The sequence below is a fragment of the Kiritimatiellia bacterium genome, assembly GCA_026417735.1.
GTDB lineage: Bacteria > Verrucomicrobiota > Kiritimatiellia > PWTM01 > PWTM01 > CAACVY01.
Genome location: JAOACR010000016.1, coordinates 35,173 through 53,973, shown reverse-complemented (window position 1 = coordinate 53,973; position 18,801 = coordinate 35,173). Strand labels below are relative to the sequence as shown.

Below are 18,801 nucleotides of genomic sequence, written 5' to 3'. Positions count from 1 at the left end.
TGACAGCGGAGGAAATCAAGCTGGTCTCGGAGGGCACAAAATGATCCAGCCCGACCGTCGGGCGTTGGACGATGTCGTGTTTGAGGTGTTGGGGTTGACCCAGGGCGAGCGGGAGGCGGTCCATGAGGCGGTCATCACCCTTGTCCGCGCCCGCCTCGAAAAAGCCCGCAGCGTGTGATGAATGATCAAATTCCTGGAGGGTCGGGTTCCACCCCGACCATTGGAGGGCCGACTTCCACGTCGGCCGAAAATCAAATCCACATCGGCCCGGGTGGAACCGGGCCCTCCATTGGCGCCGGTGGAACGGCGCCCTCCAGGGCGGTTGGGAATCGAATCCCCGACGGCCCGGGTGGAACCGGGCCCTCCATTGGCGCCGGTGGAACGGCGCCCTCCATGCAGGTTGGAGGGACGCCTTCCACGGCGTCCGCAAATCGAATCCCCGACGGCCCGGGTGGAACCGGGCCCTCCACGGGAATTGAAATCGGCGCCGGTGGAACGGCGCCGTCCAGGGCGGTTGGCAATCGAATCGGCGACGGCGCGGGTGGAACCGCGCCCTCCATGCACGTTGGAGGGACGCCTTCCACGGCGTCCGCGAATCAAATTCACGACGGCGCGGGTGGAACCGGCCCTCCATTGGCGCCGGTGGAACGGCGCCCTCCAGGGCGGTTGGGAATCGAATCGGCGACGGCGCGGGTGGAACCGGGCCCTCCATGCAGGTTGGAGGGACGCCTTCCACGGCGTCCGCGAATCGAATCCCCAATGGCCCGGGTGGAACCGGGCCCTCCAGGTCCCGCGCATCTGGAGGGTCGGGTTCCACCCCGACCCAAATCCGTGGCGCCGGTGGAACGGCGCCCTCCAGGGAGGGGGGCATCAGGGGGCCTGAGCGGTCCAGATGGCGGTTTCGGGCGCCAGTTCCCGGCCGCCGGGCAGACGATACGGTGTTTCGCCGAAATTCACCGTCACCACCGTCCCATCGCCGAACTCACTCTGTTGCACCGAGCCGTCCGGCGTCAGCCGCCGGTGCGAGATCATCGGATGAAACATCGTCCGGCGGTGAACCGGCGTCGCGATCCGGTAGCTTTCCACGAACCGTTCGCGGTCGCGTGCCCACTCTGCGCGGTTGAACATGTACATGGGTGGAGTGCCGTAGAGCGCGTTCCACAGGTCGCGCCGCCGCCAGAGCGCGGGCAGCTTGTTGTTGTAATCGCCCCAGTACCACTGCGCGACGACGCAGTCGTGGTAGACCAGTTCCCACAGCGGCAGCCGGTAGCGGTGACCGGTCTGGAAACGCGCGACCCGCTCGGGTACCTCGTCCCACTTGCGTTCCATGTCCCGCCCGGCGTCGGGAACTCGGAACGGACCGAGGCTCAACATGCCCTCGAAGTAGTGCACAAACGGAACTGCCGCGTCGTGTCCGGTTTCGGAGCCGCAGATGAGATTGAATTCATGGGAAACGACCTTCAGCAGTTCCATCTTGTACATCCGGCTTTCCGTCCGACTCATTGGATGGGCGGGGTCGTAACACTCCCGCCAGGGTGTCGCCGTGGTGGTGTCAATGAAGCGCGTGTTGTAGGGGCGGGCGGCGAGCTCTTCACGAATTCGCTGTCGGGCGCGGTCGGGGGCGAGGCGATCGCAGAGCACCGCGCAGGGGATCATGCTGCCGTCCTTGGTGCGCACCTGCCAGCCGCGGACCCAGTCGCCATCGGCGCGCCGGATCACGCCGGTGGGCCAGGCGTCGTTGGGCCAGTCGCGCGGCACGTGATGAAGTCGGTGGAACTCCGCAGGATTCATCAGGTCCTGGTAGATGTCGTAGCGGCTGATCAGCCAGCCCATCTGGCGGAGTGCGGCGACTTCGTTTGAGGTTCGGCCGGCGCTCCACAGCACGCGGTCCATGCCGGCGGCGGCCATCTCACGGGCGAGGTCCAGCCCGCCGCCCCGGTCCATGAACCAGACGTTCGCGGCGCCCGCGAGGCGCTCGACGTCGGGATTGCGCGCGAGCTTTTCGCGGAAGGTGACGAGCCGACCCTCGACGCGGGCGTGCTCGCGATAGCGCCGGCACATTGCGACGTAGCCGCCCCGGTCGAACAGGACGAACCGGAGCCTTCGGGCGTAGCCGGCCGTCTCGCGCTGGGGGTCCCACTCGGGCGCCAGCACGAGCCGGCCCTCGCGGCGGTCGAGCCGTATCGCGGCGTCGTCGGGCGTTTCGATGAGCATCATGAAGGCGGTGTCGCCGGCGACGAGTCCGGCGAACGCCATGCAGATGCCGTGGCCGCCATACGCGATGAGGCGCATGGTCGGCACGGCGGCATCGCCGACGGGGAAGCCGATGCCCTCGTTCAGGGGAAGGATGAGTTCGGCGGATTCGGGCGGGTCTGCGGCGAGGGGCGGCGGATAGGCCAGGGGCTCTCGCATTGGCGCATTGGTACCGTGGCGGGGCGTGAGCAGCAGCACCGCTTCGGCGAGGTCAGGTTCGAGCGTGAGGCGGGCATCCCAACTGGCCTCGCCAAATTCGTCGGAAAGCGTCCACTCCAGGCGGTCGCGAGCCGCGCGCACTCTGAGCGCCTGCCATGGCGAGGAGGGACGGGCGGGCAGCCAGGAGCGGGCGGTACGCAGGTCGGTGAGAGCGAGGGTTGCATCGCGGGGATCGAGTCGGGCCGCGATCACGCGGTTGCTGATCGTAAGGGGCTGCCCGCTGGCCATTGGTGGCGGGGCGACGACGGTGGCGGTGATTGGGCCAACGACAAATTCCCCAGGGCCGGTGCCGAGCACCCGAGCGTGAAGGCGCTCGCCGGCGACGGGCAGTCGGGCGCGGGTCCGAAGCACGATGGTCGTGGTGGGGGGGCGAAGGGTACGTGCGCGGTGGGTCCATTCGAGCACACGGTCATCCTCTGTTTTTCGGGCGAATGCAACGGTGATCTCGCCCCGGCCGTCTCCACGGATCGGAACTGCGACTTCGGCGATGCCGTTCATGGGAGGGATGGCGATCTCCGGCCGGAGTGCCCAGTCTTTTTCGCCGCGGTGGGTGATGCGGACCGCGTCGGCTTCGCGATGAAGGGTGGCGGCGGCGTGTTCGCGTGACCAGACGCGGTCTGGCACTGCGCTGGTCTGCCAGAGGATTGTTTGGGCGTTGGCGAGGTCCGGCATGAGCGCGAGGGCGAGGACAGGGATCCGACGTAGAACAGATCTAAGGTCGGAGAGGCTGTTCATACTTCCTCCTTCAGGTTTGCGGCCCACGCGGCCTGCGGATGATATTGTGCACGCGTTGCGCTGAGCGCGCGAGTAGGTCGTGTTGCGGCGCAGGTGAAGGTTGGTGCCGCCATCGTAGCCGCCTCTGGAGGGTCGAGTTCTGCGCCGACCTATCCCCAAAAGGCCCGGGTGGAACCGGGCCCTCCAGCGGCGCCGGTGGAACGGCGCCCTCCATGCACGTTGGAGGGACGCGTTCCACGGCGTCCGCAAATCGAATCCCCCACGGCCCGCGTGGAAGCGGGCCCTCCATTGGCGCCGGTGGAACGGCGCCCTCCAGGGCCGGCGCGGGTGGAACCGCGCCCTCCATGCACGTTGGAGGGGCGCCTTCCACGGTGTCCGTAAATCGAATCCTCGATGGCCCGGGTGGAACCGGGCCCTCCATTGGCGCCGGTGGAACGGCGCCCTCCAGGGAGGCGGTCCGCATGGAGCCGGCCCTTCCAACGCCGGGTGGAGGGGCCTTGGTCGGTCTTGAATGCGGGGGCGGAGGACGGCTAGCCTCAGGGATGGGCTCTGGCTCGAATGGGAGGCTCGGATGAGACCAGAAATGTGGATTCTGTTTCTTGCGGCGTCTTCGTTGTGGTTTCCACCGTCTGTTCGCGCGGCGCTTCGTGTAGAGGATTTGCGCTGCGAGCACCTGGTCAATCCGACGGCCGTGGAAACAGCCGCGCCGCGATTGCGCTGGCGGCTGAGTTCGGAGCGACGCGGCGACCGGCCCACCGCGTGGCAGGTACTCGTGGCGCGGTCGGCGGCGGCATTGGCGGAAGACCGCGGTGAGCTGTGGGACAGCGGCCAGCAGCGATGGGAGGAGGGGACGGAGATCCGTTATGGGGGCACGCCCCTGCGCAGCGGCGAAACGGCGTTCTGGAAGGTGCGAGTGTGGGACCGTGAGGGTCAGCCGTCCGGATGGAGCGGGATCGCCTCGTGGACGATGGGTATCACGGATCCCTCCGAGTGGGCGGGGGCGGAGTGGATCGGCTTGGACGGTGTGACGGAGACGGGGCTCCTGATGCGTGGCTCCTGGATATGGACGCCGGAGCGGCCGGAGCCGCCGGGTGCGCGGTATTTCCGCCGGGTGGTCGTGGTGCCGGACGGTGGCGATCCGGTTCGGCGGGCGAGACTGCTTGCGGCCGCAGACAACCTTGCCGACATCTATTGCAACGGTGAGCGGGTGGGGCGGGTGTCTTCGTTCAAGGCGTCGGGGGAATTTGACTTGATGCGCCATCTGCACGGCGGGACGAACGTGTTGGCGGTGCGGGTGGAGAACCTGGGCGGGGGGCCGAACCCGGCGGGGTGGCTGGCGGTGATCGAGGTGGAGCACGAGTCGGGGCGGGCGTGGTCGATGGAGACGGACGCAGAGTGGCGGTGTGCGACCAACGAGCCGCCGGGTTGGCCGGAGCGGCTCGAGCTGGTCGAGGGGTGGATGCCGGTGCGAGCGGTGGGCCGACCGGGCGACCCGCCGTGGGGGGCGGTCGCGTTGCCGGCGGACCGGCGACAGCCGGCGCGCTGGTTACGGCGCGAGTTTGCGCTCACCGGCGAGATTCGGCGGGCGGTGGTCCACTATTCGGCGCTGGGGCTCGGTGAGTTGTGGATCAATGGGCGGCGGATCGGGGACGAGGTGTTGTGGCCGCCGCTCACGCACTACGATGCGCGGGTTCCGTATGTGACCCGTGATGTGACGGAGGCGTTACAGACCGGATCAAATGCGATCGGGGTGATCCTGGGCAACGGACGCTACTATGCGCCGCGGCTGGTCGAGCCGACCGAGACGCTGACCTATGGTTGGCCGAAGCTGCGACTCTGCCTCGCGGTGGAGTTCACGGACGGACGGCGCGAGCGTCTTGTGAGCGACGCCTCGTGGCGCATGACGACGAACGGACCAGTTCTCGCGAACAACGAGTACGATGGTGAGGACTACGACGCCCGGCGCGAGATGCGGGGCTGGGCGTCAGCCGGCTTCGATGAGAGCGGCTGGTGGCCGGCGCAACGGGTCGGGGCACCGGCGGGCCGGATGTGGGGGGCGGTGATGCCGCCGATCCGCGTGACGGAGACGCTGCGGCCGCGCGAGATTCGGCGCCGGCCCGATGGACGCTGGATCGTGGACATGGGGCAGAACATGGTCGGCTGGTGTCGGATCCGGGTCCGGGGGCCACGCGGGACGGTGGTGACGCTGCGCCACGCGGAGACGCTGAACGCGGAGGGCGAGCTGTACCTCGACAACATTCGCGGCGCGAAGGTGACCGATCGCTATGTGCTGCGGGGGGAAGGGGTCGAGGAGTGGGAGCCGCGGTTCACGTATCACGGTTTCCGGTTCGTTGAGGTGGAGGGGTGGCCGGGCGAGCTGACTGCGGAAATGATTGATGGGCGCGTCGTGCATGACGACGTCGAGCGAGTGGGCGAATGGTCGTGCTCCGATCCGCTGCTGAACCAGATTTTCTCGAACGCGGTGTGGGGCATTCGGGGCAACTACCGGAGCATTCCGACGGACTGTCCCCAGCGCGATGAGCGCCAAGGCTGGCTGGGCGACCGCTCCGCGGAGTGTCACGGCGAGATGTTCCTATTTGACCTCGCCGCATTTTACGCGAAGTGGACGCGAGACATTGTGGACGCGCAGCGGGACAACGGCAGCGTGCCGAACGTCGCGCCGCCATACTGGCCGATCTACACCGACAACATGACGTGGCCGTCGAGTCTTTTGTTTGTGCCGCGGGCGCTGTTGGACCACTACGACGACCGAGTGACGGTCGCGGAGGCGTGGCCGGCGATGGTGCGCTGGATGGAGCACATGCAGACGTTCGTGACCAACGGCATTCAGCCGCGGGACACGTATGGCGACTGGTGCGTTCCGCCGGAGGACCCGAAGCTGATTCACTCGAAAGATCTGGCGCGGAAGACCGCCGGGCCGCTCATCGGAACCGCATACTTCGCGAAGTGCGCCGAGATGCTCGCGGAGTTTGCGCGGCTGCTCGGCCGCGGAGGAGAGGCGGCACGGTATGAGCGGCTGGCGCGCGAGACGGCGGCGGCGTTTCACCGGGAGTTTTTCCGGCCGGCGGACGGCTGGTACGACAATGGCACGGCGACCGCCTGCATTTTGCCGTTACGGTTTGGGCTGGTGCCCGAGGCGGAGCGAGGACGTGTGGCTGGGCGGCTGGTGGACAAGCTCGAGCGCGAAGCAGGGGGTCATGTGATGACCGGCCTGATCGGCGGGCAGTGGCTGATGCGGACGCTCACCGATCTCGGCCGCGCCGACCTCGCGTGGACGCTGGCGACGCGCGAAAGCTATCCGAGCTGGGGGTATATGGTGCGGCGGGGGGCGACGACGATCTGGGAGCTGTGGAATGGCGATACCGCGGATCCGGCAATGAATTCGCACAATCACGTGATGTTGCTGGGCGATCTCGTGATCTGGATGTTTGAGAATCTCGCCGGCATCGCGAACGCGCCAGATCGGTCGGGTTTCCGGCGGTTGCGGATGCGTCCCGAGGTGGTGCCCGGCTGCGAGCGGGTTCGGGCCGTGTATCGGGCGGTATCGGGGCGCATCGAGAGCGAATGGGCGAGCCGTGGTCGGGAGCTGGTCTGGGAGGTATGCATCCCGCCGGGTGTCACCGCGGAACTGTGGGTGCCGGCTGCGTCGGTGGAGTCGGTTCGAGAGGAGGGCGGCGGGCCGGCGGCCGCAGCCGAGGGTGTGCGCGCTGCGCGGCAGGTGGGCGATCGCGTGGTGCTGGAGGTCGAGTCCGGCCGGTATCGGTTTACGGTTCGCCGCTGAGCGGGAGTTGACCGGCGGGAACCACGTTCAGCGAGAGTACGGGCGATGAGCACGCGCGGGCTGTGGGGGTACGTCGCGGGCGCCTATGTGCTGATGATGCCACTGTTCGCATGGCGCCGCGTGGGCGCGTTGGATTTCTGGTGGTGGATGGCCGCGAACGGCTTGTTGCTTTCCGTAGCGGGCCTGCTGCTCGACAGGGAGCTTCGTGGGGAGATGGGGCGGGATTTGCGGGCGCGTATGGGCCTGAAGCTGGCGGGAGGGCTGGCGGCGGCGCTGGTGTTGGGCGCGGTGTTTGCGGTCGGCAATGCACTGCTGAGGCGGGTATGGCCGGAGGCGGGGGGGATGATCGGGCGGGTGTACGCGCTAGGTGAGGGAGCCTCGAAGTGGCGGATCGCGTTGTTGCTGGCATTGGTGATTGGTCCGGCGGAGGAAATCGTCTGGCGGGGCGTCGTCCAGCGCGGGCTGACGGCTCGTCTGGGGGCGGGACGCGGTATCGCGGCGGCGGTGGCGCTGTACACGGGTATCCATGTGGCGACCGGCAATCCCGTGTTGCTGCTAGCCGCGGCGGTGGCGGGTCTGGCGTGGGGGTGGATGTATCACCGCTGGCGGTCGCTGGCGGCGAACATGGTCAGCCACGCGGCGTGGGATGTGGCGGTGTTCGTGTTGTTTCCCTTCGGCTGATGTGATGCCGTCGCGCGTGCGAGGAGAGGGCAGGGACAGTCAGTCCTCGCGAATCATCTGTGGCAAGCGAGGTAGTGCCTCGGCGAGATCGCGCGCGAGCCAGCGGGCGCCGGCCGCGCGCAGCTCCGCCTCGGGAAAGCTGGAGAGGATGCCCAGACAGCGTGCGCCCGCCGCGACACCGGCGCGCAGACCGTTGGGCGCGTCCTCCACGACAAGACAACGCGATGGGGCGACACGGAGCGCGGCGGCGGCGGCGAGAAATATTTCGGGGTCCGGTTTCTTCCTGCGAATGTCGTCGCCGGTGATGCGCGCATCGAACTCGCCCTCTGCGAGACCGATTTCGCGGAGGTTGCCTTCCAGCTTGATGCGGTCGGCACTGGTGGCCACCGCGGTGCGCAGGCCGAGCGTGCGGGCGGCGCGGACGAACTCGACGGCGCCGGGCAGCGGGGCGAGGCGGCCGCGGATGATTTGGAGGTAGATCTCGTAGGTACGGGCCTTGTCGGCCGGCAGGTTGAGGCGAAGACCGCGGCGTTCCGCCGGGCCGCCGAGATAGCGGTCTTCGCCGGCGCCGACAAAAGGACGGAACTCATCGGGGGAGAACTCCAGGCCGTACCGTTCGCGGAACATGAGGCGGGCCGCTTCGCAGATGAACGGCTCAGAATCGCACAGCACGCCGTCCATGTCGAAGAGCACCGCGTCGACGCGGCGCTGAACAGGATCGGAGAGGGTCATGTGCGAAACGTAGAAGCAGGCAGGGCCGGGGTCAATGCGTGGGCCGCGGAGCTGCGCAGAGGGCCAGCCGGCCGGGTGTGGGCAACCGGGCCGCGCAGCAGGTCGGTTGGGGCGACGCCGAACGCGCGACGGAACGCGCGGGTGAAGTTGTGCGGGTCGGCGTAGCCGAATTCCACGGCGACGGTCTTGATCGGCACGTGGCCGGTGAGAATTCGCTGTGCGGCGAGATTCATCCGCAGGTGGCGGAGGTAGGCCATCGGGCTCTGGCGACCAAACTTTCGGAAGAGGCGGCAGAGGTGTCCGACGCTGACATGGCCGGCGGCGGCCAGTTCGGCCAGCCGCCGGAACTCCGCGGGTCGGCTTTCGATGAGCGCGCGACAGCGGTGGTAGGCTGCCAGCGCGCCGGCGTCCGGGGTCTGTGGTGCGGTCCGCGTGGCGATGCGGGTCAGGAGGTAGGCCAGCGCGATGGCGCAGAGCCGTTCGCGGCCGGGGCGGTCGTCGAGCGCGCGGGCGATGAGATCGTCGAAGAGCTCGCGGATGCGGTCGGGCTCGGTGACGCGGGTCGCCGTTCCGGGAGTGAGGCGGCCGGTGCGCAACAGATCGCGCGCGGCGGCGCCGGCGAACACCACGAAGTATTTCAACATTGGCGAGGCGGGATCGCAGCGGATGTCGTGGGGGGTGCGGCGGCCGTAGACGAAGACCGACCCCGGCGTCAACGGGGTGCGCCGTCCGCCGAGCCAGAGTTCACCGCGCCCGCGCGCGACGAACTCGAGCGTTGGATGCGGGAAGCCCGCGCGGCGGACGCGGTAGTCTGGCCGGCAGAGCTCCCAGCCGCCGCTGATCACGGTGAGGGGCCCGCCGTGGCGGGGGGCGAGGCGCAGGTAGAAGCGCCGGGCGGCGCTGACCTGGTGGCTGAAGTAGGGCGGCTCGCTGACTGCGGCTGGCGCGCGCACGCGCATGGGGGGATGGTCAAAAAATGACACCATCGTGTCAACCCCGGCGATGGTGAATGGGCGGTGCGCGTGGCATCGTCAACAGCGGGTTTCAACGAACGGAGGTGGCCGATGCGAACGCGCACTCAAGGATGGGCGGCGGCCGCGCTGGCGGCGGCGGTGGGGATTGCGGGTGGGGCGGCGGAGACGCCGGAGCAGCGGGACGCCCGGATGGCGTGGTGGCGCGAGGCGAAGTGTGGCATGTTCATCCACTGGGGGGTGTACGCGGTGCCGGCGGGCATCTACAACGGGCAGCAGATTGCCGGCATCGGCGAGTGGATCATGCTGCGCGCGAAGATTCCGGTCGCGGAGTACCGGGCGTTCGCCCGCCAGTTCAACCCGGTGAAGTATGATCCGGAGGCGTGGGTGCGCCTCGCGAAACGGGCGGGGATGCGATACATCGTGATCACCTCGAAGCACCACGACGGTTTCGCGCTGTTCGACTCCGCGGTGACGGACTGGGACGTGGTGGACGCGACGCCGTACGGTCGGGACTTGTTGGCGCCGCTGGCCGCCGCGGCACGCCGGCACGGACTGAAGTTCGGTTGCTACTATTCGCAAGCGCAGGACTGGACTCATCCCGGCGGGGCGAAGTCCGGCTATCCGGACGGCGGCGGTTGGGATGAGGCGCACAAGGGGAGCTTCGACCGTTACCTCGCGGAGATTGCGGTGCCGCAGACCCGCGAAGTGCTGACGAAGTTTCAGCCGGACATCCTCTGGTGGGACACGCCGCACTTGATGACGGCCGAGCGGGCGGCACCGCTGCACGCGCTGATCGCACTACGGCCAGGCCTGATCACGAACGATCGGCTCGGCGGAGGGTACGAGGGGGACACCGAGACGCCGGAGCAGTACATCCCCGCGACCGGATTCAAGGGGCGCGACTGGGAGGTCTGCATGACGATGAACGACACGTGGGGGTACAAGAGCTACGATCACAATTGGAAAAGCACCGAGACGCTGGTACGGAACCTCATTGACATTGTGAGCAAGGGGGGCAACTACCTGCTGAACGTCGGTCCGACCGCGGAAGGAGAGATCCCGGCGCCGAGCGTTGAGCGTCTCGAACAAGTCGGCGCGTGGATGGACCAGTACGGCGAGGCGATCTACGGCACCATCGCGAGCCCATTCCGGAACCTGCGGTGGGGACGATGCACACGAAAGGTGAAGGAGGGGGTGACGACGCTGTATCTGCATGTGTTCGACTGGCCGGCGGACGGTCGGCTGGTGATCGAGGATCTGCCCAACGAGGTGATCGACGCACGTCTGGTCGGGGGCGGGGCGGTGGCCGCGGAGCGAAACGGCTCGACCGTGGTGCTGGCGGTGCCGGCGGCGGCGCCGAACCCGATCGCGTCGGTGGTGGCGCTGCGGGTGCGTGGTGAGGTGGCGACGGTGCCGTGGGTGGGGCGTCCGGCCGCGGATGGGACGCTGATGCTACCGCCGGAGGCGGCGGAGACCACTGGCAAGCTGGCGACGGAAGGGAGGGGTCTCCAGCGCAATCTCGGGTTTTGGACCGACCCTGCCGACCATGCAATCTGGCTGGTGGAGTTGCCGGCGGAGTTTCGAGGGCGGGTGGAGTTCGAAGCGGCCGCGGTGGGTGCTTCGAAGGTGGTGCTGGTGGCGGGGGAGGACCGCCACGAGATCGCGGTTCCGGACACCCGGGACTATCGACGGTACACGACGGTGAAGGTGGAGAACGTGCGGCTGCCGGCGGGGCGTTCGCGGGTGGAGCTACGGGCGGTGGCCGAGGGCTGGCGGCCGGTGAACGTGCGGACGCTGAAGTTTACCGCGGCGCGGTGAGCGGCGCGGAACGGAAGGAGCATCGGTCATGATGGGCGGTTCGAAGAAAGGGACGAAGAAGGTGGCGAGCCCCTCCGACACGAAGGCGGCAGCGCCAGCGGCGCCGGCGGGGTGGCGGTGGGTCGGGGAGTTCCCGGCGGTGGGCATCCGGCCGACGATTGACGGGCGGCGGCGGGGGGTGAGGGAGTCGCTGGAAGAGCAGGTGATGGGGATGGCGCGCCGCGCGGCGGCGCTGATCTCCGGCGAGCTGCGGTATCCGGATGGCAGTCCGGTACGTTGTGTCGTTGCGGACACTTGCATTGGCGGCGCCGCGGAGGCGGCGATGTGTGCGGAGAAGTTCCGCCGCGAAGGGGTTGGGGTATCGCTCACCGTGACGCCGTGCTGGTGCTACGGTAGCGAGACGATGGACATGGATCCGCTCACGCCGAAAGCGATCTGGGGGTTCAACGGCACCGAGCGGCCCGGCGCGGTGTATCTGGCGGCGGTGCTTGCCGCCCACAATCAGAAAGGGCTGCCCGCGTTCGGCATTTACGGACGCGACGTGCAGGACCGCGACGATGCGACGATCCCGCCCGACGTGCGCGAGAAGATTCTGCGGTTTTGCCGCGCGGGGTTGGCGGTGGCGATGATGCGCGGCAAGTCTTACCTCTCGCTCGGCGGTACCTCCATGGGGATCGCGGGCTCGATCGTGGACCATCCCTTCTTTGAGCGCTACCTCGGAATGCGCGTGGAAGCGGTGGACATGACGGAGCTGGTGCGCCGGATTGAAGAAACGATCTACGATCCGGAAGAGTTTGCCCGCGCGATCGCATGGACGCGCGCGAACTGTCGCGAGGGCGAGGACGTGAACCCGCCGGATCAGCGCCGCGACCGAGTGCGCAAGGACTGGGAGTGGGAGATGGTCGTCAAAATGACCATGATCGCCCGCGACCTGATGATCGGCAATCCGCGGCTCGCGGAGCTCGGCTTCGGCGAGGAGGCGCTGGGCCACAATGCGATTGCGGGCGGCTTCCAGGGGCAGCGGCAGTGGACGGACCACTTTCCGAACGGCGATTTTACTGAGGCGATTTTGAATTCGTCGTTCGACTGGAACGGCATACGTGCGCCGTTCGTGTTCGCAACCGAAAACGACAGCCTGAACGGCGTTGCCATGTTGTTTGGGTATTTGCTCACCAACACCGCGCAGATTTTCGCGGATGTGCGGACGTATTGGAGCCCGGACGCGGTGCGGCGGGCGACGGGGCGTCGTCTGACGGGGCCGGCGGCGGAGGGGATCATTCATCTGATCAACTCCGGCGCGGCGACGCTCGACGGCACCGGCGAGCAGTCCCGCGATGGCCAGCCCGCGATGAAGCCATTTTGGGAGATTACCGAAGAGGAAGTCCAGCGCTGCCTGAAGGCGACGAGTTGGCCGCCGGCGGTGTATGAATATTTCCGGGGTGGTGGCTTTTCGTCGTGCTATTTGTCCAAGGGGGGCATGCCGCTGACGATGAGCCGGATCAGCCTGGTGCAGGGGCTCGGGCCGGTGTTGCAGATTGCGGAGGGCTGGTCGGTGGAGATCCCGAAGGCGGTGCATGATGCGCTCAACCGGCGCACCAATCAGACGTGGCCGACAACGTGGTTTGTGCCGCGTCTGACGGGGCGCGGTCCGTTTGCGGACGTGTACAGTGTGATGAACAACTGGAGCGCGAACCACGGTGCGATCAGCTACGGTCACATTGGCGCCGACCTGATTGCGTTAGCGGCGGCGCTGCGCATTCCCGTGGCGATGCACAACGTGGAGGAGGCAGCGATCTTCCGCCCGTCCGCGTGGGGGTTGTTTGGCGCCTCCGATCCGCAGGGGGCGGACTATCGGGCCTGTGCGAACTTTGGCCCGCTGTACGGCTAGCCGGCGCATGCTGTGGAGGGGGCGGTGGCGGGCGCGCGACGCGGGTGAGGGAGTCGGTTTGAGGCGGTAGAGCGGGAGCGCCTCGCCGCGGCAGGCGGCGCAATCGGGCCGCCACGGCGGCGAGTGGGCAAGGTCTTCGAGCACGGCCACCGGTCGGGAGGCCGAATATCGCGAGCGAGGAGCGCCGGAGCGCAAGTTCAGCGCGGTGGAGAACCGGGCCGGCTGGTATTTGACGACGTCAGAAACTCTTCGGTAGAGTGCGGCGGGCGTCGGTGGTTCCGCGGGCACTGAGCGAGGAGTGACCATGAATGCATCGGATCCGATCGGGCGACGGGAGTTCTTGCAGGGTGCGATGGGGGCGGCCGTATTGGCGGCGGCGAGCGCGGAGGCGGCGGCGAGCCGGCGGGCTGCGGGGACGGTGATGGATCTGAAGACGCCGCCGATGGAGCGGGTGCGGATCGGGTTGGTGGGGATTGGCGCGCGGGGCAGCGGGGCGATTGGCCGCCTTCTGGCGATCGAGGGGGTGGAGATCACCGCGCTGTGTGACGTGCGGCCGGAGCGGGTCGCCGCGGCGCAGGTGGCGCTCGAGAAGGCGAAACGGCCAAAGGCACGGGAGTACACCGGCGCGGAGGACGCGTGGCACGGGCTGTGTGCGGATGCGAACGTGGACGTGGTTTACAACTGCACGCCCTGGCGGTTGCACACGCCGATTGCGGTTCGCGCGATGCGGGAAGGGAAGCACGCGCTGGTGGAGGTGCCGGCCGCGGTGACGATGGAGGAGTGCTGGGAGCTGGTGGAGACTGCGGAGGCGACGCGGCGGCACTGCATGATGTTGGAGAACTGCTGTTACGGTCCGACCGAGCTGATGGTGCTGCGAATGTGTCGCGAAGGGCTGCTCGGCGAACTGGTCCACGGCGAGGGGGCGTACATTCACGATCTTCGAGCGGCGAAGATGAGCGAGGGCGGTTATCACCGCTTCTGGCGGTTGGAGGAGTCGGTGCGTCGCAACGGCAACCTGTACCCGACGCACGGGCTGGGGCCGATCGCGCAGTACATGGGAATCAACCGCGGCGACCGGTTCGAGCGGCTGGTGTCGATGAGTTCGATGGAGCGGGGGCTCACGCTCTGGGCGGAGACGCACTATCCGCCGGAGGATTTTCGGCGGCGTCAGCGGTATCGGCTGGGCGACATGAACACGACGATCATCCGCACGGCGCGGGGCCGCACCATCATGGTGCAGCACGACACGACAAGTCCCCGGCCCTACAGCCGCATCAATCTGATTTCGGGCACGAAAGGCTGTTTTGCCGACTATCCGCCCCGGCTGGCGCTGGAGCCCGATGCGCACAAGTGGATCGAGGGAGAGGCGCTGAAGGAATACGAGAAAAAGTACGAACATCCGTTGTGGGCTCGCGTGGGCGAGGAGGCGAAGCGGGTCGGCGGTCATGGCGGGATGGACTTTGTGATGGACTGGCGGACGATCTGGTGTTTGCGCCACGGCGAGCCGCTGGACCAGAGTGTGTACGATGCGGCTGCGTGGAGCGCGATTGCACCGCTGAGCGAGTGGTCGGTTGCGCGGGGCGGGGAGCCGGTCGAAGTGCCGGATTTCACGCGGGGGGTTTGGCAGAGCACGCCGCCACTGCCGGTGGTCAGCGGTTGAGCGGCGGGGGCGAATCGGTTTACTCGCCGGAGACAAATGTGATCAGGGCGCGCACCGCAAGGGCGAGGTCGCGTGCCCATCGGAGACACCATGCGCGCGCGCCAAGGTCGGACACGACCGCGAGGGCGAGTCCCGCGCCAAATAGGTTCGCGACGACGATCAACAGCAGGGAGAGGAGGTGCCCGTGCGCCTCCAGATCGGGCTGCCGGACGCGGAGCAGAGAGACAGAGAACACCAGGTGTGCGCCCCACGCCGCTCCCAGCAGGGCGAGTCCCGCGTTCCGTGGCGGGGTGATGCGCAGCACGAGCGCCGCGAGCGCCCAGGTGAGTAGCACGATCATCGCGCCGATTGGGAAAACATAGGGCGACAGGGAGACCCAGATGTTGTCGCGGCTCACGCGCACGCTTCCACCGCCGCGCCCGACGCGCAGGTGTGAGGCGCGGCCGCCGAAGAGCCAGGTCCACAGAACGTGGGTGAGTTCGTGCGCGAGGATTTCGATGCGTAGTGGCGTGCTCAGTTGCGCGCGCGCGGCGGAGCCTGCGAGCGCGCCGGCTGCGAGCGCAGCGGCGGAGAGGCGGCCACCGGGCATGCGCACGATGTCCGCCACCAGTTCCACCAGCGACTGGAGCGTGGTCGCTGCGAGCGGGACCAATGCGAGAGCGGCCACGAACCGTGCTACGCGGCGCCACATGGGGTCACGCCGGTTCGGCGGGCGCGCGCGTTGACAGGGGCGGGCCGCGGTCTATCATGTCGCGCGGTTTCGGCGCGGCGCGGCGGTCTGGCCCGGGGGCGGGTCGGCCCGCGCGGCGGCGGAACGTGATCGCGGGGATCGCACACCTATGCCGAACATCAAGAGCGCCGCGAAGCGGGCGCGGCAGGCCGAGAAGGCGCGGCAGCGCAATCGCGCGGTGCGCACGCATTTGAAGCACTTGGCGAAGTCGGTGATCGCGGCGATGAACGCCGGCCGCACCGACGACGCGCGCGAAGCCTACCGCCGCTATATGTCCGCGCTCGACAAGGCGGTGAAGAAGGGCGTGCTGGCCCGCAACAACGCGAACCGCCGCAAGTCGCGAATGGCGCGCCGGCTCGCTGCGGCTCCGTCGCCGACCGTGCAGCCGGCGCCGGCGGCCGACACCGTTCCCGCGCAGCCTGCGGCCGGCTGAGAACGTCCGCGGCGTGGAGCCCCCGCACGGCGGCGTCGCGCTCACCACGACTCGGTGATTTTGTCCACGATGTCCCGCGCCAATTCCTGCGCGGCGGCGGGCAGCGCGGCGAGCTTGCTGGAGGTCAGGTCGCCGACCAGGGGGGCGATCGTCTGGCCGTGCACGCGGGCGTGCTGCGCGAGCACCCGCCCGCTGGCGGCCTCGACGAGCGTGAATGAGGCGATGATCGAAAGCCGGTAGGTGTCCGCGCGGCCGTGACGCCCGCTGACGTAGCCGACGGGGGCCAGCACGAACTGCTGGATGACGACTTTCAGCACCGCGTCTGCCGGCTGGTCGGGCCGGACCACGGTGAAGGTGGCGTCGCGCTGGATCGCGTTGACGACCTCCCGGGTGAGGTCGGCTTCGATGAGGGGTTCCGGGCTGCGGTTTTCGAACATGGGCACGTGGATCCGCCGCACGTTGGCGGGCAGCGCGGAACCGAGCCGGTAGCCGGCGCAGCCGGCGGCCACCAGCGCGAGCGCCAGCGCGATCAGCGCGGACGCCGGATGGCGGGGGCGCAGCGCGAGCGGGCGGCTCATCGGTCGGCCTCCGGATGGCCCTCGAGCTCGGCGATGCGGCGGCGCGCGGTTGGCGACCAGGGCGAGTCGGGGAACTGCGCGAGGAATCGTTCGTAGGCGGTGCGGATCACGTTGTTGGAGTACCGTGCGCGATCGTACATCCGGGCGGACTCAAACGCGATTCGGGCGCGGCGCTGGGCGACCTCGGAACGGTACGTCTCGATGAGGGGGGTCTGGGCGGACCGGGGGTATCGTCGGAGAAAATCCAAAATCGAGCTCCATGCTTCGTCGAGCACCGCGGTGTGGTTAGGGGCGCGTCGCGCCATTCGCATGAGGCAGCCGATCCGGCGTGCGGCGGCCTCTTCGGCCTCAGGCGCGTCGGGGTAGCGGATGCGGACGTCCGCGTAAGCGGCGACCGCCTCGGCGAGGTCACCGTTTTGCTCGTGGATGCGTGCGATGCGGAGCGCGACGGCGGGGGCGCCGGGCGAGGTCGGCGCGTTGGTGAGGATCTGCGCGTAGAGTGGCAGCGCGCGTTCTGGGGTGGAGAAACCGCCCAGCAGCCACCGCATCGAGCGGCGGTCCGCGATGCGGTCGGCGATCCGGATTTGGCGGGCGATGACTTCGTTGAAGTCGAAGCGGCCCGCGTAGCGGGAGACGAGCTGCTGGTAGTCCGCAAACGCGTCCTCCCACTGGCCGCGCTCCTCCAAGAGGCGGGCACGTTCGAGGAGTGCGGTGACGGCCTCCGGAGCGGCGGGCCAGGTGTTGACGAGTGCGCGATAGGCACGCGCGGCGCCGCGCGGGCGGCCGGCGTCACGCAGGGCGCGGGCGTGTGCGAGCTGGTTGGAGGCATCGGCGTGGGCCGGGCGGAGAAACAGGGAGGCGAACCAGCTGTCGCGGCGCTGGTCCTCGCGGTAAGGCCGGGCCCGCGGCGCTGGCTGGGCCAGAGGCAGGAGCTCCGTCTCGGGCGTTGGGTGTGCGAGGTTCGTCGCGTAGACTGCCGGGGGCGCGGCGAGCGGCGTGGCGGCCGCGATCGGCCCCGCGGTGCCGAGCGCCAGCAGGATGAGGTGATGAAAGAACATCGTGCGCACAATACGGAAGAGCCCGCGGAGGGGTCAAGCGGAGGGCAGGTGCGCGGGCACGCCTCGACGATTGCGGTGACGTGTGCGCGCGGGTTGGCGCCGGTGCTGGTGGAGGAGCTGGAGGAGCTTGGCCGTGCCGCGGTGGTGGTGGAGGACACCTGTGTGGAGACGCGGGGCACGTTGGCGGACTGCGAGGAGCTCAATGTGCGGCTGCGCACGGCTCACCGGGTGCTGTGGCTGTGGCAGGTGTTTGAGGCGGCGTCCGAGGCCGACCTTTATCGCGGCGCGGTGGCACTGTCGTGGGAGGAGGTGCTTCGCGCGGATCAGCCGGTGAGCGTGCGGGCGGCGGTCGCGGGTGGAGGCCCGGGCGAGCGCGCGGTGGTGTTGCGGACGAAGGACGCGCTGGCGGACCGGATGCGGGCGCGGTTGGGGCGGCGGCCGGACAGCGGACCGCAGCCGCTGGGTGCATGTGTGTTTGTGCACTGGGCGCCGCCGGTGTGCCGGGTGTTCGTGGACACCACGGGTGTGCCGCTGTCGTTTCGCGGTTACCGGCGCCGCGCGGTGGCTGCGCCGCTGCGCGAGACGCTGGCCGCCGGGGTGCTGTTGGGGGCCGGCTGGCGCGGACAGGCTCCGCTGGTGAATCCCATGTGTGGCGGCGGCACGATTGCGATCGAAGCGGCGTGGATTGCGGCGCGGCGGGCGCCGGGGCTGCTGCGCCGGCGGTTCGCGTTCATGAGCCTGCGTGGTTTTGATGCGGAGGTGTGGGCGTCCCGTCGGCGGCGTGCGGCGGCGGAAGAGCGCCCGGTTGAGGTGCCGATTGTCGCGGCGGACCGGGATCCGGCGGCCATTGAAGCGGCGCGGGAGAACTTGCGCGCGGCGGGCCTGGAGGGGGTGGTTCGGCTGGTGGTGGCGGCACTGGAGGAGACGCCGGCGGTGGGTGCGGGGGCGTGGTATGCGCTGAATCCCGCCTATGGTGTGCGCCTCGGCGACGCGGAGGAGGTGGCGGCGGATCATGTGGCGATCGGGCGATTTCTGCGGCAGCGCGCGGACGGCGGCCGGGCGGTGGTGATCACCGGCAATCTGCGGATGGCCCGCCGCATCGGCTTGCGGCTTGCTCGGCGATGGACGGTCTTCAACGGTCCGATCGAGTGCCGGGTACTGGAGTTTGATCTGCGGGGACCGGTGGGGCGTGGTGGGGCGCGCGGTGGCCTCGCGCCGTCTCCGCCCGTATAGTGGGCAC

13 protein-coding genes are annotated in these 18,801 nt (G+C 68.8%); 7 read left to right on the top strand and 6 right to left on the bottom strand.

Features of this window, described 5'->3' with window-relative positions; translation table 11 throughout:
• Positions 1-870 precede the first annotated feature (870 nt).
• The gene (locus N2652_08340) at positions 871-3,207 is read right to left on the bottom strand and encodes a glycoside hydrolase (GenBank protein ID MCX7819200.1); all 2,337 of its coding nucleotides are present in this window, start codon (positions 3,205-3,207) and stop codon (positions 871-873) included.
• A 571-nt stretch (positions 3,208-3,778) separates the two neighbouring features.
• On the opposite strand from N2652_08340, the gene N2652_08335 reads away from it, so the two are divergent.
• Together N2652_08335 and N2652_08330 are read left to right on the top strand one after the other, a co-directional pair.
• Positions 3,779-7,009, top strand: coding sequence for a glycoside hydrolase family 78 protein (locus N2652_08335; protein MCX7819199.1), 3,231 nt, complete (start codon positions 3,779-3,781; stop codon positions 7,007-7,009).
• 45 nt (positions 7,010-7,054) lie between these two features.
• Entirely contained in the window at positions 7,055-7,690 is a 636-nt protein-coding gene (locus N2652_08330) for a CPBP family intramembrane metalloprotease (protein ID MCX7819198.1), read from the top strand.
• Positions 7,691-7,729: 39 nt separating this feature from the next.
• Here N2652_08330 and N2652_08325 read toward each other — a convergent pair whose 3' ends face one another.
• Both N2652_08325 and N2652_08320 read right to left on the bottom strand, forming a co-directional pair.
• Positions 7,730-8,422, bottom strand: a complete 693-nt coding sequence (locus N2652_08325) for an HAD-IA family hydrolase (protein ID MCX7819197.1) — start codon at positions 8,420-8,422, stop codon at positions 7,730-7,732.
• Entirely contained in the window at positions 8,419-9,408 is a 990-nt protein-coding gene (locus N2652_08320) for an AraC family transcriptional regulator (GenBank protein ID MCX7819196.1), read from the bottom strand. Before N2652_08320 ends, N2652_08325 begins: the two co-directional genes overlap by 4 nt.
• A gap of 78 nt (positions 9,409-9,486) precedes the next feature.
• Between N2652_08320 and N2652_08315 the strand changes: the two genes are divergently transcribed.
• From N2652_08315 to N2652_08305, 3 genes are all read left to right on the top strand, one after another.
• The gene (locus tag N2652_08315; GenBank protein MCX7819195.1) at positions 9,487-11,214 is read left to right on the top strand and encodes an alpha-L-fucosidase; all 1,728 of its coding nucleotides are present in this window, start codon (positions 9,487-9,489) and stop codon (positions 11,212-11,214) included.
• 28 nt (positions 11,215-11,242) lie between these two features.
• Positions 11,243-13,102, top strand: coding sequence for an L-fucose isomerase (locus N2652_08310; GenBank protein ID MCX7819194.1), 1,860 nt, complete (start codon positions 11,243-11,245; stop codon positions 13,100-13,102).
• A 304-nt stretch (positions 13,103-13,406) separates the two neighbouring features.
• Entirely contained in the window at positions 13,407-14,762 is a 1,356-nt protein-coding gene (locus tag N2652_08305; GenBank protein ID MCX7819193.1) for a Gfo/Idh/MocA family oxidoreductase, read from the top strand.
• Between the two features lie 19 nt (positions 14,763-14,781).
• Here the strand turns inward: N2652_08305 and N2652_08300 are convergent, their stop codons facing one another.
• A complete protein-coding gene (locus N2652_08300; GenBank protein MCX7819192.1) occupies positions 14,782-15,453 on the bottom strand; it encodes a hypothetical protein in 672 nt (223 codons plus the stop codon).
• Positions 15,454-15,601: 148 nt separating this feature from the next.
• On the opposite strand from N2652_08300, the gene rpsT reads away from it, so the two are divergent.
• Positions 15,602-15,925, top strand: a complete 324-nt coding sequence (gene rpsT, locus N2652_08295) for a 30S ribosomal protein S20 (GenBank protein ID MCX7819191.1) — start codon at positions 15,602-15,604, stop codon at positions 15,923-15,925.
• A gap of 41 nt (positions 15,926-15,966) precedes the next feature.
• On the opposite strand, the gene lptE is transcribed toward rpsT, so the two are convergent.
• Both lptE and N2652_08285 read right to left on the bottom strand, forming a co-directional pair.
• The gene (gene lptE, locus N2652_08290) at positions 15,967-16,503 is read right to left on the bottom strand and encodes an LPS assembly lipoprotein LptE (protein ID MCX7819190.1); all 537 of its coding nucleotides are present in this window, start codon (positions 16,501-16,503) and stop codon (positions 15,967-15,969) included.
• Positions 16,500-17,561, bottom strand: coding sequence for a tetratricopeptide repeat protein (locus tag N2652_08285; GenBank protein ID MCX7819189.1), 1,062 nt, complete (start codon positions 17,559-17,561; stop codon positions 16,500-16,502). The genes lptE and N2652_08285 overlap by 4 nt, the downstream gene beginning before the upstream one ends.
• On the opposite strand from N2652_08285, the gene N2652_08280 reads away from it, so the two are divergent.
• Positions 17,550-18,794: a class I SAM-dependent RNA methyltransferase gene (locus N2652_08280; GenBank protein ID MCX7819188.1), complete on the top strand. Its 1,245-nt coding sequence runs from the start codon at positions 17,550-17,552 to the stop codon at positions 18,792-18,794. The genes N2652_08285 and N2652_08280 overlap by 12 nt on opposite strands.
• The last annotated feature ends 7 nt before the right edge of the window (positions 18,795-18,801 follow it).